Source organism: Alkalicoccus luteus (assembly GCF_052061695.1).
Classification (GTDB): domain Bacteria; phylum Bacillota; class Bacilli; order Bacillales; family Salisediminibacteriaceae; genus Alkalicoccus; species Alkalicoccus luteus.
Genome location: NZ_JBPZEY010000007.1, coordinates 136,360 through 151,755, shown reverse-complemented (window position 1 = coordinate 151,755; position 15,396 = coordinate 136,360). Strand labels below are relative to the sequence as shown.

The following is a 15,396-nucleotide window of genomic DNA, read 5'->3' as shown; positions in this document are numbered from 1 at the left end:
GCAACAGTTAGATGGAACCGCTATGCTCATGATAGGCTTAGATGGAAAGGAAAGGATGGATAGTCATGAAAAAAATGTTTGATACACAAGTGAGCGGGCTTCTTCAGAAGCTGGAGGTCCTTGAGGAGTCCGTCGAAGATGCTGCCCGGATGACAGCGCAAAGCCTGATCGGCGATGGTCATCTTTATGTCGCTTCAAGCGCCGATCTCGGCGGAATTGTATCCCAGGCCGTGCACGGGGCGGATGCCGTTCAGGATGCCGAACGGCTGGAGGACGACACAGTGCTGACGGATTTGGATACGGTCTGGGTGTTCACGTCCAGCCGTGAAGAGACTGCCGCAGCCGAAACACGTGCTGCCGATGCCGGGGCCGTACTCGTCGTCGCCTCACCCGAAGCTTCGGAGGAAGCAGACAGCATCCGCTCGTTCTCCCTGCCGACCGGTGTGACGCGCCCGCTGCTCCCGACCGAGTCGGGCACACGGATCGGCGAGCCGCACCTGCTCGTCACTCTTCACCTGTACTACATGCTCTTTTTTCAGCTGCAGGAAATCATCGAAGAGCACGAAGACTAAGGCTTCGTGCAGAACCACTGACCGAAAAGAATCTCTTCATCAAAGGGAATACCTTCTAAGAGCAGGATGACTTCATCTTAAAACAGGAAAGGACCGGCAGCCGCCGGTCCTTTTCTTATTTTCTATACGATCAGTTGTCGGAAGCAGCGCGGATGAACTCCCGGAAGAGCGGCTGCGGTCTTGTTGGACGGGACACGAATTCCGGATGGAACTGGGACGCCACAAAGAACGGATGATCCGTCAGCTCAATTACTTCCACGAGGCGGCCGTCCGGGCTAGTGCCGGAGAAAGCAAAGCCTTTTTCAATCATTTCTTCGCGGTATTTGTTGTTAAACTCATAGCGGTGACGGTGCCGCTCGTATACGACCGGCTCTCCGTAAGCTTCGAACGCCTTCGTGTCCGGCGTCAGCTTGCACGGATAGAGGCCGAGGCGGAGCGTGCCGCCAAGATCTTCCACGTCCTTCTGCTCAGGAAGCAGGTCGATTACCGGATCTGGAGTCGCCGGATCGAGCTCAGCCGAATGCGCCTGCTCATAGCCGAGTACGTTGCGTGCAAATTCGACCGTGGCTAACTGCATGCCGAGGCAGATGCCGAGAAACGGAACGCCGTTAACACGTGCGTGTTCAATCGCCGCGATCTTCCCTTCAACACCGCGGTCGCCGAATCCGCCCGGCACAAGAATACCGTCTGCACCGGCAACCTGTTCGGCGATTGTTTCACGTGAAACTTCTTCCGAGTTGACCCATTTGATCGATACGTCAGCATCGAACTGGAAGCCTGCATGCTTAAGTGCCTCTGCCACAGACAAATATGCATCCGGAAGCTCGACGTATTTGCCGACCAGGGCAATTGTAATGCTGCGGGAGAGATTTTTAACACGGTCGACGAGCGCGTTCCACTCGGTCATATCTGCTTCTTTGCAGTTCAGGCTGAGGTGGTCGCAAACGAATTGATCAAGCTTCTGCTCCTGCAGATGAAGCGGCACTTCGTACAGAGTATCCGCATCGCGCGCTTCAATTACCGCCCGCTTATCAATGTCGCAGAATAACGCAATTTTATCCTTCATTTCTGTCGGCACCGGACGCTCGGTACGCACGACGATCACGTTTGGCTGAATGCCGAGACTGCGCAGCTCCTTCACGCTGTGCTGTGTCGGCTTCGACTTCATTTCACCTGCTGCAGCCAAATAAGGGATGAGCGTGCAGTGAATGTAAAGGACATTTTCAGCCCCGAGGTCGCTCTTCACCTGGCGAATCGCTTCGAGGAACGGCAGACTCTCAATATCTCCGACTGTGCCGCCGATTTCCGTAATCACGATATCCGGATTTCCTTCTGAAGCCGCCTGCTTGATGCGTCCTTTAATCTCATTTGTGATGTGCGGAATAACCTGCACGGTCCCGCCGAGGTAGTCGCCGCGGCGCTCTTTTTTCAGGACGGAGGAATAGACCTTTCCTGTCGTGACGTTGCTGTATTTACCGAGGTTGATGTCGATGAAGCGCTCATAGTGACCGAGGTCGAGGTCCGTTTCCGCCCCGTCATCTGTTACGAAGACTTCCCCGTGCTGATACGGGCTCATCGTTCCCGGATCGACGTTGATGTACGGATCAAACTTCTGGATGGTCACTTTCATTCCGCGGTTTTTCAAGAGCCTTCCCAATGATGCGGCTGTGATGCCTTTTCCAAGGGAGGAAACGACACCGCCTGTTACGAAAATATACTTTGTCATTCTGCTCATCTCCTTTATCGTGCATGCCGAATGCCTTCCGGCGCTGCTTTACGTCCGGGCTTTGTGTGCAAAAAAGAAAAGCGCCCCCTCTCAGAAAGAGGGGGCGCGTACATGTCTGTTCCGCTACTCCGTTTTAGGGAGCCCAAACATGATTCTATCCGGGGCATGATCAAAAGTCAAGGCGGACTTTCATGCTCTCGCAAAATCAGGCTAAAGCCCTCGTTGTGCAGACCGGATGGAAACGGATGCGTGAACCAGAAGCGCCTCTCTGCGAGCGCCAAAAAAGGGAACAAAGCTGAATGCTTTGCCGTTGCAAATGAAGCTTTCTTCGGGAGATCAGTCCCAGGTTGATGCCCGTGAACACTTGCCGGCCGAGGTTACCGTTTTCCAGCTGAAGGTAAACGCTTCGGGAGAGAGGTTCACGCTTTTGCAGGAAATGTGAACCACTTTCGCAGCACGCCAGTCCGCTCGCACACGCTTTTGTCAGACTAAACGAAAGCCGCCCCGCGCTGGCTGCACGGGACGGCTTCTCGTTGTCTGTTAATTCGTTTCTTCTTCCTCTTCTTCATCCTCGTCGTCTTCGCCAACGACAGGCTCTTCTTCGGTATCGAATTCGTCTGATTCATCCACGTCTGCATCTTCTTCGTTCGCAAGCTCGTCCAGCTCGTCCTCGATGTCCTCGAACTCGTCGTATTCTTCAAGCTCGTCCTCAAGCGCCTCTTCTGCATCTGCTTTACGCTTTTTCGGCATCATTTGAGACAGCTCTTCTTCCGTCTGCTCAAACGGATACCAGGAACGAAGTGCCCAGCGGTTGTCACCGAGGTTCACGAAACGGCCGTCCAGAGACATTTGTGTATAGAGATGCGCGATGCGCTCCTGCTTACGCTCTTCTGTCAGACCTTGAATTTCAGCTACGCGGTTGATCAGTACACCGTAGTCCTCGGGGCTGTTCTTTTCCGTCAGCAGCTCAAACGTCACTTCAATCATCGAAATTTCCTTCAGCTGTTCTTCTGTGTAATCCTTCAACGCCATAAGTGAGGCACACCCTTTCCCTTCATCCTGTATCCATAATCAGAAGCAGCCCGCCTTGCTTCGGGCGGACGGCTCCCGTTATACGCATAAATTCATACCTTCCATTATAAACATACTGCCGCCTGTTTTTCCAGCGGATGCGTAAAATTATTTTCTACAGGTTGCGCCGGTACTGTCCGCCGACTTCGTAAAGGGCAGAGGTGATCTGACCAAGACTCGCTGAGCGTACGGTTGTCATGAGCTCTGCGAAGATGTTGCCGCCGGACAGCGCCGTCTGCTTCAGCCGCTCCAGCGCTTCTTCCGCCTCTAGTGCATGGCGCTCCTGGAAGTCTTTCAGCCTGGAGATCTGACCTTCTTTTTCCTCACGGGAGGCACGCGCAAGCTCCATATCGAAGTCCTCTTCGGACGGCGGGTTCGGATTCAGGTACGTGTTCACGCCGATGATCGGCAGGTCGCCGTTGTGCTTTTTCGTCTCATACAGCAGGGACTCTTCCTGAATTTTTCCGCGCTGGTACTGTGTTTCCATCGCGCCGAGCACGCCGCCGCGGTCGCTCATCCGCTCCATTTCGAGCAGAACCGCTTCCTCGACGAGGTCGGTCAGCTCTTCAATGATATACGAGCCCTGCAGCGAGTTTTCGTTTTTGGCGAGTCCCATCTCCTTCGTGATGATGAGCTGGATCGCCATCGCGCGCCTTACGCTCTCTTCTGTCGGCGTGGTCACCGCCTCGTCATACGCATTGGTATGGAGGGAGTTACAGTTGTCGTAAATCGCCATCAGGGCCTGCAGCGTCGTACGGATGTCATTAAAATCGACTTCCTGCGCGTGCAGCGAACGGCCGGACGTCTGAATGTGATACTTCAGCTTCTGGCTGCGCTCGTTCGCGCCGTATTTTTTCTTCATTGCCGTCGCCCAAATACGGCGGGCAACGCGACCGATAACCGCATATTCCGGGTCGAGGCCGTTACTGAAGAAGAAGGACAGATTTGGCGCAAAGTCGTTGACGTTCATGCCCCGGCTTAAGTAGTACTCGACGTACGTGAAGCCGTTGGACAGCGTAAACGCCAGCTGACTGATCGGATTCGCTCCGGCTTCTGCGATGTGATAGCCGCTGATTGACACGGAATAGTAGTTTCGCACGCGTTGGTCGATGAAGTACTGCTGAATATCCCCCATCATACGCAGCGCAAATTCCGTTGAGAAAATACACGTGTTCTGGCCCTGGTCTTCTTTTAAGATGTCGGCCTGAACAGTACCGCGAACGACTTGCAGCGTCTGTTCCTGAATACGGGCGCGCTCGTCTTCTGTCGGGTTGCGGCCTTCACGCTCTGTGAAGAGCTCGACCTGCTGGTCAACGGCTGTATTCATGAACATCGCAAGGATGATCGGAGCCGGTCCGTTGATCGTCATCGACACGGACGTGGACGGTGCGGTCAAATCAAAGCCTTCGTACAGCTGCTTCATGTCGTCCAGCGTACAGATGCTGACGCCGGATTCGCCGACCTTCCCGTAGATATCAGGACGGTAGTCCGGATCTTCCCCGTAAAGCGTAACGGAGTCAAACGCCGTGCTGAGACGCTTCGCCTCATCGCCCTCCGACAAGTAGTGGAAGCGGCGGTTCGTTCTCGCCGGACTGCCTTCTCCGGCAAACTGCCGTTTTGGATCTTCCCCTTTTCGCTTAAATGGAAAGACACCTGCCGTATAAGGAAAGACACCTGGCACGTTTTCGCTGCGGACCCAGCGGATGATATCTCCGTAGTTTTCATATTTCGGGAGGGCAACCTTCGGGATATCAAGTCCGGAAAGCGAGCGGGTTTTCAGCTCCGTCACGATCTCCTTGTCGCGGATTTTCGTCGTAAACGTATCCTGCGCATATGCCTGCTTCGTTTTTTCCCACGTGTCGAGCGTCTTTTTGACGTCCGGAAGCAGCTTTTGCTCTGTTTCCTGCTTCAGCCTGGCGACGTCTTCCACCGATGCGCCGGTTTCTTCCAGCAGCTGCAGCGTGCCTTCCAGCTGGAACAAACTGCGCGCATAGCCCGCCTGCTCCTCTGTTTCCTGGTGGTAGCCTTTTACGGTCTGTGCAATCTCCCGTAAATAATGCACCTGCTCGGCCGGAATGACGGCGCTGCGAAGCTGAATTTCGTCATGCTCCCCAAGATCCGTCTCCCATTCCATGCCGCAGCTGTTGTTGATCACCTGAACGAGCTCGAAAAAGAGACGGTTCGTACCCGGATCGTTAAACTGGCTCGCTACTGTACCGTAAACCGGCATCGTTTCCGGCTCTTCATCAAAGCGGAGATGGCTGCGCTGATACTGCTTGCGTACTTCCCGGCGTGCGTCTTCCGATCCTTTCCGGTCGAATTTATTAATCGCAATGATGTCTGCGAAGTCGATCATGTCAATTTTCTCCAGCTGCGATGGTGCTCCGAATTCGCTCGTCATCACGTACATGGAAACGTCAGACACGTCTGTCACCGCAGCGTCACCCTGGCCGATCCCGCTCGTTTCAACGATAATCAGGTCAAAACCGGCCAGCCGTACAACCGGGATGGCTTCCTCAACAGCCTTCGAAAGCTCCTGCCGGCTGTCCCGCGTAGCAAGCGATCGCATGTAGACGCGGTCATGGTGAATCGCATTCATGCGGATCCGGTCGCCAAGCAGCGCACCTCCGGTTTTCTTTTTCGTCGGGTCGACCGACAGCACGGCAGCCCGTTTATCCGGAAACGCCCGCAGAAAGCGGCGGATCAGTTCATCGGTCAGGGAGCTTTTTCCAGCACCGCCCGTACCGGTGATGCCGAGCACCGGCGCTGTCGTACCCGCCTTTTCGCGAATCGCTTCCAGCACCCCGCTCTCTTCGTCACGGAGCTCCTCGCCGAACGCCTTTTTCTCAGCACTCGTAATAAATTTAGCGAGTGCCCGCCGATCCGCGTCGATGATGTGCTCCAACCCAAGTCCTGCAGCCGGTGTTTCAAAGTCACATGCTTCCATCATTTGATCGATCATGCCCTGCAGGCCGAAGCGGCGTCCGTCCTCCGGTGAGAAGATGCGTGTGATGCCGTAGTCGTGCAGTTCGCGGATTTCAGCAGGAATAATCACCCCGCCGCCTCCGCCGAACAGCTTAATATGACCGGCGCCGAGACGTTCCAGCTCATCGTGCAAGTACTTGAAATACTCCACGTGACCGCCCTGATAGGACGAAATTGCAATTCCCTGCACATCTTCCTGTACGGCTGCCTGTGCGACTTCACCGACGGACCGGTTGTGCCCGAGGTGAATCACCTCTGCGCCGGACGCCTGCAGCATGCGGCGCATAATGTTGATGGACGCGTCGTGTCCATCAAACAGAGCGGATGCTGTTACGAAGCGGACCGGGTGCTTTGGGACATACTTTTCCTGCTGCTGAACCGGCTGTTGAGACGTCTTTTCCATACGCTATTCCTCCTTTTGCGGCACCGGCTGCTTATCCGGCGCCTGTTCGTTGACTCCAAATCCGTAAATGAGCTGACGGAGCTGATAGTCGATGTATTCATCCACGCTGTATTCTTTTTGAACGGCCCAGCGGCGGAAGGTCCACATCTGGCCGACGACGAGAATGTGGTGGGCAGCGAGCGACAGCTGCCTGTCATCCATCGTTAATACACCTTCCTCCCGCGCGTTGATGAGCTCTTTTTCAAACACGTCCTTGATCCGGATTTCTTTTTCCAATACGTAGCGGAGCGCTTCCCCGGAGAGCGACTTCGTCTCCTGATACATGACGAGCACTTCATCCTGCAGGTCATCGACGACGCGGAAATACGATTCGATCACCTGCCGGAGCCGCTCCAGCCCGCGCAGATTGCTGTCGAGCAGTTTTTCCCACTTTCTGACGACCTCATCGTAAACCGAATCACAAACGAGAAAGAGGATGTCTTCTTTCGACCCGATGTATTCATAGAGCGTGCCGATGCTGAATCCGGATGCATTGGCGACCTCTCTCGTCGTTGCTTTATGGTAGCCTTTTTCGTTAAATAAACCGACAGCGGCTTTGACGATCTGCGCCCTGCGGCGTGAAATAAGCCGTTCATCCTTTACGAGAGACGGCACCTGCTTTTTCCCCATCGGATCACTCCCCTTTCCTATCCTGAAGCCGTTTGTAAATGCGGTCTGCCAATTCATATGGATCGTGTGTCCCGCCTTGCTGCATCACTTCTGCGAGCACCGGCTCGACTTCTTTACCGAGACGTTCCAGCACGCGGCGGCGGACGTCCGTTTCCAGCTGACGTACGCGCCTGTCCTGCTTTTCTCCCGACTGCTTCAGCCACTCGTGGTGCTTCTCCAGTGCTTCAATCACGGCCTCGGTTCCTTCTCCAGTCGTTGAAACCGTTTCGCTGATTGATTTATACGAAGGCGCTCCCGATATATGCAAGAGGTCTTCAAGCTCTGCTTTCAGCTGGTTTACACCCGGCAAATCGGCTTTGTTAATGATGAACAGGTCGGCAATTTCCATAATGCCTGCTTTAAAGGCCTGAATGATGTCGCCGCCTGACGGATACAACACAAGCGCAACCGTATCCGCCGTTTTCATAATATCGAGCTCCGACTGTCCAACCCCGACTGTTTCCACCACGACCCGGTCATAGCCTGCGGCATCGAGCAGCCGCACCGTATCCTGACACGCTTCCGAGAGCCCGCCGAGGCTGCCGCGTGTGCCCATGCTGCGGATAAACACGCCGCTGTCGGCGTCGTGATCATGCATGCGGATCCGGTCGCCGAGCAGTGCTCCTCCTGAAAACGGACTCGTCGGATCGACAGCCACAACCGCTACCTTCTCGCCCTTTTGACGCCAATGCTTCAGCAGCTGATTCACGAGTGAGCTTTTGCCGGCACCGGGTGATCCGGTGATGCCGACGACCTGTGCCCGGCCGGTATGCGGATGAATTCTCTGCATCAGCTCCCGCTGGTCCGGATGCCGGTCTTCTACAATGGAGATGGCGCGGCCGACTTGCCGTTCCCGGCCGTCCAGCAGCGCCTCCAGATTTACATTCACCGGCTTCCCTCCTGACTGCGTTAGTCTGCGAGCAGCATCTTCGAAATGACGAGCCGCTGCACTTCGTTTGTACCTTCATAGATCTGCGTGATTTTTGCATCACGCATGTAGCGTTCCACCGGATAATCCTTCGTAAAGCCGTAGCCGCCGTGTACCTGGACCGCTTCCACCGTTACTTCCATCGCCGTGTCACCAGCCATCAGCTTCGACATGGCCGACTGCAGGCCGTAAGATACGCCTTCTGACTCTCTCCAAGCTGCCTGATACGTGAGCAGGCGGGACGCTTCAATTTTCGTTGCCATATCGGCAAGCTTAAAGCTGATGCCCTGCATCTGCCCGATCGGCTTGCCAAACTGCTTTCGCTCCTTCGCGTAGGCAGTGGCGTGATCGAGAGCTCCCTGCGCGATCCCGACTGCCTGTGCAGCGATTCCGTTGCGTCCGCCGTCGAGTGTCATCATCGCAATTTTAAAACCTTCGCCTTCTTCACCGAGCCGGTTGGCAGCTGGAACGCGGACGTTGTCCATGATCACTTCAAGCGTCGGGGAGGAACGGATGCCGAGCTTCTTTTCCTTCTTGCCCATCGTGAAGCCTTCCATGCCTTTTTCGAGTATGAACGCGGTACAGCCCTTATGCTTCTTTTCCGGGTCCGTCAGCGCAAACACGAGGTACACGTCTGCTGCACCGCCGTTTGTAATCCAGACCTTCGAGCCGTTTAACAAGTAGTCGTCGCCGTCACGCTTCGCTGTCGTTTTCATGGCGGCCGCATCACTTCCAGATCCCGGCTCTGACAGGCAGTACGCGCCGAGCAGCTTGCCTTCTGCCATCGGCTTTAAGTAGCGCTGCTTCTGCTCTTCTGTGCCAAACGTGTACACCGGCCAGCCGGCGAGTGACACGTGCGCTGACAGTGTGACGCCGGTCGATGCACAAATACGCGACAGCTCCTCTACCGCAATCACGTAGCTTAAATAATCGGCGCCGATGCCGCCGTATTCCTCCGGCCATGGAATGCCCGTCAAGCCAAGCTCTGCCATCTGATCGAACAGGCCGCGGTCAAACCGCTCTTCCTCATCCCGCTCTGCTGCTGTCGGCTCTACTTCGTTTACGGCAAAATCACGTACCATTTTTCTGATCATTTCCTGCTCGTCTGTTAATTGAAACTGCATGTCTCCCGCTCCTTTTATCGTTTGCCCGCATTACCCTTTTAACAGGTGGTTGCTGACGACGATTTTTTGAATTTCGTTCGTACCTTCATAAATCTGGGTCACTTTCGCATCCCGGAAATAGCGCTCAACCGGATAGTCTTCTGTAAAACCGTAGCCTCCGTGAATCTGCACCGCTTCAATCGCTGTTTTCATCGCTGTATCTGAAGCAAACATTTTCGCCATCGAGGCTTCTTTTCCAGCCGGATTGCCTGCGTTTCGCAGGGATGCCGCCCGGTAGGTGAGCAGCTTGGCTGCTTCCACGCTCGTTGCCATATCGGCAAGCTTAAAGCCGATGCCCTGCATCTGTCCGATCGGCTTGCCGAACTGCTTGCGTTCCTTTGCATAAGCCGTTGCTGCTTCAAGCGCTGCTTCTGCAATGCCGAGCGCCTGCGCTGCGATACCAATGCGCCCCGCATCCAGGTTGGCCATGGCAATCTTGAAGCCGTCTCCTTCTTCACCGAGACGGTTCGCTTTTGGAATGCGGCAGTCTTCAAATGTGATCGGGCACGTGCTCGATCCTTTCAGGCCCATCTTCTTTTCCTTTGGCTGGACGGTAAAGCCCGGAGTGCCTTTTTCCACGACGAACGCGCTGATGCTTTTGCTGCCCGGATCCTTGGAGGTGCGGGCGAACACGATATACGTATCGGCGTAGCCGCCGTTTGTGATCCACATTTTTGATCCGTTTAACACATAGTCGTCGCCATCGGCAATCGCGGTTGTCTTCATCCCGGAAACATCGCTTCCTGCTCCTGCTTCTGAAACAGCGAACGCTCCGAGGTATTCGCCTGAGGCGAGCTTCGGCACCCAGCGCTGCTTTTGCTCTTCTGTTCCGAAGTAAAGAATCGGGTTTGTCCCGACTGATGTATGCACCGAGAGAATAACGCCGACGGTCGCACTGACGCGGGAAAGCTCATGGATCGCAAGAATATAGGACGTGTAGTCCATTTCCATCCCGCCGTACTGCTCCGGAATCGGCATGCCCATGAGGCCAAGCTCGCCCATCTGGCGGACGATTTCTTCCGGGAAGCGGTCTTCCCGCTCCATTTTTTCGATAGCGGGCGCCACTTTTTCCTGGGCAAACTGGCGCACCATCCGTCTTGTCATTTCCTGTTCTTCTGTAAAGGTTAAATTCATGCTGTCGTCATCCTTCCGCTCAATCGTACACGTAGAAACCGCGTCCAGTTTTCTTGCCGAGCCAGCCTGCTTTCACGTACTTGCGCAGCAGCGGGCACGGCCTGTATTTATCGTCGCCGAAGCCTTCGTGGAGCGTTTCCATGATATAAAGACACGTATCAAGGCCGATAAAATCGGCGAGTGTGAGCGGCCCCATCGGGTGATTCATGCCAAGCTTCATCACCCTGTCGATTTCCTCAGGACCGGCCACCCCTTCATACACGGTGAAAATAGCTTCGTTCAGCATAGGCATTAAAATCCGGTTTGACACAAACCCCGGAAAATCGTTTACTTCGACTGCTGTTTTTTTCAGCTTGCCCGTCATTTCCGCCACCGCGTCGTAAACCTCGTCGGACGTCTGCAGGCCGCGAATGACCTCCACGAGCTTCATCACCGGCACCGGGTTCATAAAATGCATGCCGATCACCTGATCCGGGCGCTTTGTTTCGGCCGCGATTTCCGTAATTGGAAGCGACGACGTGTTCGTTGCCAATATAGCGTGCTCCGGCGCCCGGGAATCGAGCTGGCGGAAAATATTCTTTTTGATCTCCATGTTTTCTACCGCTGCTTCAATGACCATATCGACGTCTTCTGCGTTCGCGAGATCGGTCGAGAGCTGAATGCGGCGCAGAATCCGTTCTTTGTCGGCATCCGACATCCGCTCTTTCTCCACGTCGCGTGCGAGCCGCTTTTCGATACCCTTCAGACCCTTTTCGGCCGCTTCTTCACTGACATCGTGCATATAGACGTCGTAACCGCCTGCTGCACAAACCTGTGCGATGCCTGCGCCCATCTGTCCGGCACCGACGACCATCACTTTTTGTATGTTCATGCGATTATGCCTCCGTTCCGCTGACTTCAATCATGACGGCATCTCCCTGGCCGCCCCCGCTGCAGATCGCAGCGATGCCGCGTCCGCCGCCGCGACGCTTCAGTTCATACGCAAGCGTCAAAATGATTCTCGTTCCGCTTGCGCCGATCGGATGTCCGATGGCGACAGCCCCGCCGTTTACGTTCAGCTTCTCCGGATCCAATCCGGCAATCTGCCCGCTCGCAAGCGAGACGGCCGCAAAGGCTTCATTCACTTCAAACAGGTCAATGTCGTCCACGCTCATGCCTGTTTTCTCCAGCAGCTTGTTAATGACAAGTCCCGGCGTTTTCGGAAAGTTCTCCGGCTCAACAGCAAGCTGTGTATGTGCTGTAATAACCGCAAGCGGCGTCAGACCCTGCTTCTCTGCGTTCGCTTCTGTCGTGAGAACAACAGCCGCTGCTCCGTCATTGACTCCCGGGGCATTTCCGGCTGTAATCGTGCCGTCACTTCCGAACACCGGCTTCAGCTTCGCAAGCCGGTCTGCCGTCGTATCGCTGCGCGGGGCTTCATCGTGTTCGACGACGAGCGGATCGCCTTTTCGCTGAGGTACTTCGACCGGAACGATTTCGTCATTTTTACCGGCATCTCTTGCTGCCGCTGCCTTCTGGTGGCTGCGGAACGCCCACTCGTCCTGCTGCTCCCGCGTCAGCTCGTGCTCAGACGCTGTTTTATTGCCGTACGTACCCATATGTGCTCCGGTAAACGAACACGTCAGCCCGTCGTGGATCATCATGTCATGGAATTTCTGCTCGCCCATCTTCAAGCCGAAACGCGCTCCTTTTACGAAAAACGGCGCCTGGCTCATCGATTCCATCCCGCCGGCAACGATTGTTTCGTGTTCACCGGCGCGAAGCAGAATATCAGCAAGCGTGATGCTTCTCATGCCGGAAGCACACACTTTATTAATTGTCTCTGTTTCTGTCTCCCACGGAAGACCAGCCTCGTGCAGCGCCTGTCTGGAAGGCAGCTGTCCCTGGCCTCCCTGAAGCACCGATCCCATAATGACGTGATCGACTGCGGAAGCCTCTGTCCCGCCTCGCTTCATCGCTTCTTTAATCGCCATACCGCCGAGCTGGGAAGCTGTGAATCCGGATAGCGCCCCTCCTAATTTTCCGACCGGCGTTCGTGCACCACTGACAATAACTGTTCTGCTCATACAACATCCTCCTTCAGCTTATGTAGATCACGCGGCGTCTTCTGCTGCTGACATGCAGTCGAATGAACGCTCGCTCAGGTTACCGCGAAAATAAAAGCGCTTACATACCTACTATTGTAAAACATTTTGCAGAAACTGTCTCCCGTTTCCCGGATTTTCTTTCCGTTTTTCCTCGACGAATATACGTAGACGGTCCAGCAGTCGTCACTGCAGGCCGAAGAAAACGGTGTTACAGCTAGCTGCAGAGCTTGCAATCCGCTGTTATTCTTTGCCTGTTCCAGTTTACAGGCAGACCGGAACAGCGGAGGGGGCTGTCCCATATTCGGAACAGCCCCCTCGCATCCCTTCCTCTTACACGGCTGCTGGTTCTTCTTTTTTTACAATCGAACGTTCCAGGATTTCCGCGACGTCGAGCGTCTGCACGTCTTCGTCGACCTCCTTCGCCTTCGTACCGTCGCTCATCATCGTGAGACAGTAAGGACATGCGCTTCCAATCATCGAAGACGACGTGGCGAGCGCCTGCTCGGTACGGGCCACGTTCACGCGCGTTCCGGTGTCTTCCTCCATCCACATCATCCCGCCGCCGGCGCCGCAGCACATGCCGTTTTCACGGTTGCGCTCCATCTCGACAAGCTTCACGCCAGGGATCGCCTTTAATATTTCACGCGGCGGATCGTAGACATCATTGTAACGGCCGAGGTAGCAGGAATCGTGGTAGACGATCTGCTCGTTCACTTCGTAGGTCGGTTTGATGCGTCCTTCCTGAATCCACTGGAACAAGAGCTCGCTGTGATGGAAGATTTCCGCCTCGAGTCCGAAGTCCGGATACTCGTTTTTGAACGTGTTGTACGTATGCGGATCGATCGTCACAATTTTTTTAATGTCGTTCTTTTCGAACTCCTGAATGTTCGCTTGCGCAAGCTCCTGGAACAGAAATTCGTTCCCGATGCGGCGCGGCGTGTCACCGGAGTTTTTCTCTTTGTTGCCGAGGATGGCGAACTTGATGCCGGCTTCGTTCATGATTTTTGCGAACGACTGCGCGACCTTCATGCTTCTGTTGTCGTAGGATCCCATCGATCCGACAAAGAAGAGGTATTCAAATTCTTCCTCGCGCTTTTTCATTTCACGGACAGTTGGAACATCGATGTCCTCACGTCCATCGCGCCAGTTCTCGCGCTCTTTCCGGTTAATGCCCCACGGATTGCCCTGCTTTTCAATATTCTTGATCGTACGCTGGGTATCCGGATCCATTTTTCCTTCGGTTAAGACGAGGTAGCGGCGCATGTCGATAATTTTATCGACGTGCTCGTTCATTACCGGGCACTGATCCTCACAGTTGCGGCACGTTGTACAGCCCCAGAGCTCCTCTTCCGTAATCACATCACCGATCAGGCTGACGTCATACGGATTGATGTCCATGCTCTTAATCTCTTCTTCACTCGCCCCGGCGAGCTGGTTGCCGCGGGTGTGACCGAACGCATAGGCAGGCATCCACGGTGACTGCGACGTAACTGCGGCTCCTTTTTCTGTTAGATGGTCCCGCATTTTTAAAATCAGATCCATTGGTGAAAGCATCTTTCCGGTGCCTGTCGCCGGACACATATTCGTACAGCGTCCGCATTCCACACAGGCGTAGAGATCCATGAGCTGCTTCTGATCGAAGTCCTCGATCTGGTTTTTACCAAATTTCTCTGCTTCTTCATCCTCAAAATCGATCGCTTCCAGCTGCCCGCGCTTATGTGTCGGTCCCAGCCAGACGTTCGCTGGTCCTGCAATCAGGTGCGCGTGCTTGGACTGCGGAATATACACGAGGAATATAAGCAAAAACAGCAGGTGTGCCCACCAAAAAATGAAGAATCCGGCGCCCGCTGCGCCTGCTCCGATCGGTGAAAATGCTGCCGCGATACCGGAAGCAATCGGTTCTGCTGCGGTCAGGTTTTTATCAAGCCAGATGAATTCCATCCCTTTGGCAAAGAGCTTCGAAACCATCAGGCCGCCGATGAAGATGAGCACAAGCCCGGCTTTAAAGTTCCGCTTCAGACGAACGAGCTTTTCCACGTAACGCCGGTGGAAGGCCCAGACGACCGCAACGAGAATCATAAGCACAACAATTTCCTGGAAGAACGTGAAAATCGGATAAACCGGTCCGAGCGGCAGATGACTGCCCGGATTCAATCCTTTCCAGATAACGTCGATTGCGCTGAACTGCACGAGCAGGAATCCATAGAAAAACATGACGTGAATAATCCCGCTCTTCTTATCTTTCAATAGTTTTTTCTGACCAAACACCTGCTTGATGAGCGCATCACGCCGCTCTTTCATTGACATGATGAATTCCGGCTTTTTCCCCATCTTAATATAGGCGGTACGCGTTCTGACCAATGAAGCAAACAGGTAGACAGCGTAAGCGGTTACAAGCAGAAACATGATCCAGTTAATGACGATTGGATCCATATGGAGCAGCCCCTTTCAAATAAAATAATCAGATAATGTCTGAAAACAGTATAGCACATTTTGGAACTGAATGAGTATTCATTCATAAATTTTTCGCAAGAAATTAACCTGCACATTTATTATAGCACAATATCCCTTCTTGGAAAGCGCTTTCTTTTCCAATTTTGACCTGTTCTGCTAGATTAA

General features: G+C 54.3%; 11 protein-coding genes. 1 reads left to right on the top strand and 10 read right to left on the bottom strand.

What is annotated here, in order from left to right; genetic code table 11:
- Positions 1-65: 65 nt before the first annotated feature.
- Positions 66-572: a DUF2529 family protein gene (locus ACSZLD_RS11175; RefSeq protein WP_444685208.1), complete on the top strand. Its 507-nt coding sequence runs from the start codon at positions 66-68 to the stop codon at positions 570-572.
- A 130-nt stretch (positions 573-702) separates the two neighbouring features.
- Here the strand turns inward: ACSZLD_RS11175 and pyrG are convergent, their stop codons facing one another.
- From pyrG to ACSZLD_RS11125, 10 genes are all read right to left on the bottom strand, one after another.
- The gene (gene pyrG, locus ACSZLD_RS11170) at positions 703-2,298 is read right to left on the bottom strand and encodes a CTP synthase (protein ID WP_444685207.1); all 1,596 of its coding nucleotides are present in this window, start codon (positions 2,296-2,298) and stop codon (positions 703-705) included.
- 540 nt (positions 2,299-2,838) lie between these two features.
- On the bottom strand, positions 2,839-3,330 hold the full coding sequence (gene rpoE / locus ACSZLD_RS11165) for a DNA-directed RNA polymerase subunit delta (protein ID WP_377909123.1): 492 nt from the start codon (positions 3,328-3,330) through the stop codon (positions 2,839-2,841).
- A 154-nt stretch (positions 3,331-3,484) separates the two neighbouring features.
- The gene (gene icmF / locus ACSZLD_RS11160; protein WP_377909122.1) at positions 3,485-6,757 is read right to left on the bottom strand and encodes a fused isobutyryl-CoA mutase/GTPase IcmF; all 3,273 of its coding nucleotides are present in this window, start codon (positions 6,755-6,757) and stop codon (positions 3,485-3,487) included.
- Positions 6,758-6,760: 3 nt separating this feature from the next.
- Positions 6,761-7,426, bottom strand: a complete 666-nt coding sequence (locus ACSZLD_RS11155; protein ID WP_377909121.1) for a TetR/AcrR family transcriptional regulator — start codon at positions 7,424-7,426, stop codon at positions 6,761-6,763.
- Between the two features lie 4 nt (positions 7,427-7,430).
- On the bottom strand, positions 7,431-8,354 hold the full coding sequence (meaB, locus tag ACSZLD_RS11150) for a methylmalonyl Co-A mutase-associated GTPase MeaB (protein WP_444685206.1): 924 nt from the start codon (positions 8,352-8,354) through the stop codon (positions 7,431-7,433).
- 20 nt (positions 8,355-8,374) lie between these two features.
- Positions 8,375-9,517: an acyl-CoA dehydrogenase gene (locus tag ACSZLD_RS11145; protein WP_377909119.1), complete on the bottom strand. Its 1,143-nt coding sequence runs from the start codon at positions 9,515-9,517 to the stop codon at positions 8,375-8,377.
- A 30-nt stretch (positions 9,518-9,547) separates the two neighbouring features.
- Positions 9,548-10,690 (bottom strand): acyl-CoA dehydrogenase, encoded by a 1,143-nt coding sequence (locus ACSZLD_RS11140; protein ID WP_377909118.1) that lies wholly within the window; start codon positions 10,688-10,690, stop codon positions 9,548-9,550.
- Between the two features lie 19 nt (positions 10,691-10,709).
- Positions 10,710-11,561 (bottom strand): 3-hydroxybutyryl-CoA dehydrogenase, encoded by an 852-nt coding sequence (locus ACSZLD_RS11135; RefSeq protein WP_444685205.1) that lies wholly within the window; start codon positions 11,559-11,561, stop codon positions 10,710-10,712.
- 4 nt (positions 11,562-11,565) lie between these two features.
- Positions 11,566-12,756 (bottom strand): acetyl-CoA C-acetyltransferase, encoded by a 1,191-nt coding sequence (locus ACSZLD_RS11130; protein WP_377909116.1) that lies wholly within the window; start codon positions 12,754-12,756, stop codon positions 11,566-11,568.
- 351 nt (positions 12,757-13,107) lie between these two features.
- On the bottom strand, positions 13,108-15,210 hold the full coding sequence (locus ACSZLD_RS11125) for a (Fe-S)-binding protein (RefSeq protein ID WP_444685204.1): 2,103 nt from the start codon (positions 15,208-15,210) through the stop codon (positions 13,108-13,110).
- Positions 15,211-15,396 lie beyond the last annotated feature (186 nt).

What these genes read in the sequence shown, in the direction of transcription:
- ACSZLD_RS11175 (WP_444685208.1), top strand. Translation starts at nt 66, where the DNA reads ATGAAAAAAATGTTTGATACACAAGTGAGCGGGCTTCTTCAGAAGCTG.
- pyrG (WP_444685207.1), bottom strand. Translation starts at nt 2,298, where the DNA reads ATGACAAAGTATATTTTCGTAACAGGCGGTGTCGTTTCCTCCCTTGGA.
- rpoE (WP_377909123.1), bottom strand. Translation starts at nt 3,330, where the DNA reads ATGGCGTTGAAGGATTACACAGAAGAACAGCTGAAGGAAATTTCGATG.
- icmF (WP_377909122.1), bottom strand. Translation starts at nt 6,757, where the DNA reads ATGGAAAAGACGTCTCAACAGCCGGTTCAGCAGCAGGAAAAGTATGTC.
- ACSZLD_RS11155 (WP_377909121.1), bottom strand. Translation starts at nt 7,426, where the DNA reads ATGGGGAAAAAGCAGGTGCCGTCTCTCGTAAAGGATGAACGGCTTATT.
- ACSZLD_RS11145 (WP_377909119.1), bottom strand. Translation starts at nt 9,517, where the DNA reads ATGCAGTTTCAATTAACAGACGAGCAGGAAATGATCAGAAAAATGGTA.
- ACSZLD_RS11140 (WP_377909118.1), bottom strand. Translation starts at nt 10,690, where the DNA reads ATGAATTTAACCTTTACAGAAGAACAGGAAATGACAAGACGGATGGTG.
- ACSZLD_RS11135 (WP_444685205.1), bottom strand. Translation starts at nt 11,561, where the DNA reads ATGAACATACAAAAAGTGATGGTCGTCGGTGCCGGACAGATGGGCGCA.
- ACSZLD_RS11130 (WP_377909116.1), bottom strand. Translation starts at nt 12,756, where the DNA reads ATGAGCAGAACAGTTATTGTCAGTGGTGCACGAACGCCGGTCGGAAAA.
- ACSZLD_RS11125 (WP_444685204.1), bottom strand. Translation starts at nt 15,210, where the DNA reads ATGGATCCAATCGTCATTAACTGGATCATGTTTCTGCTTGTAACCGCT.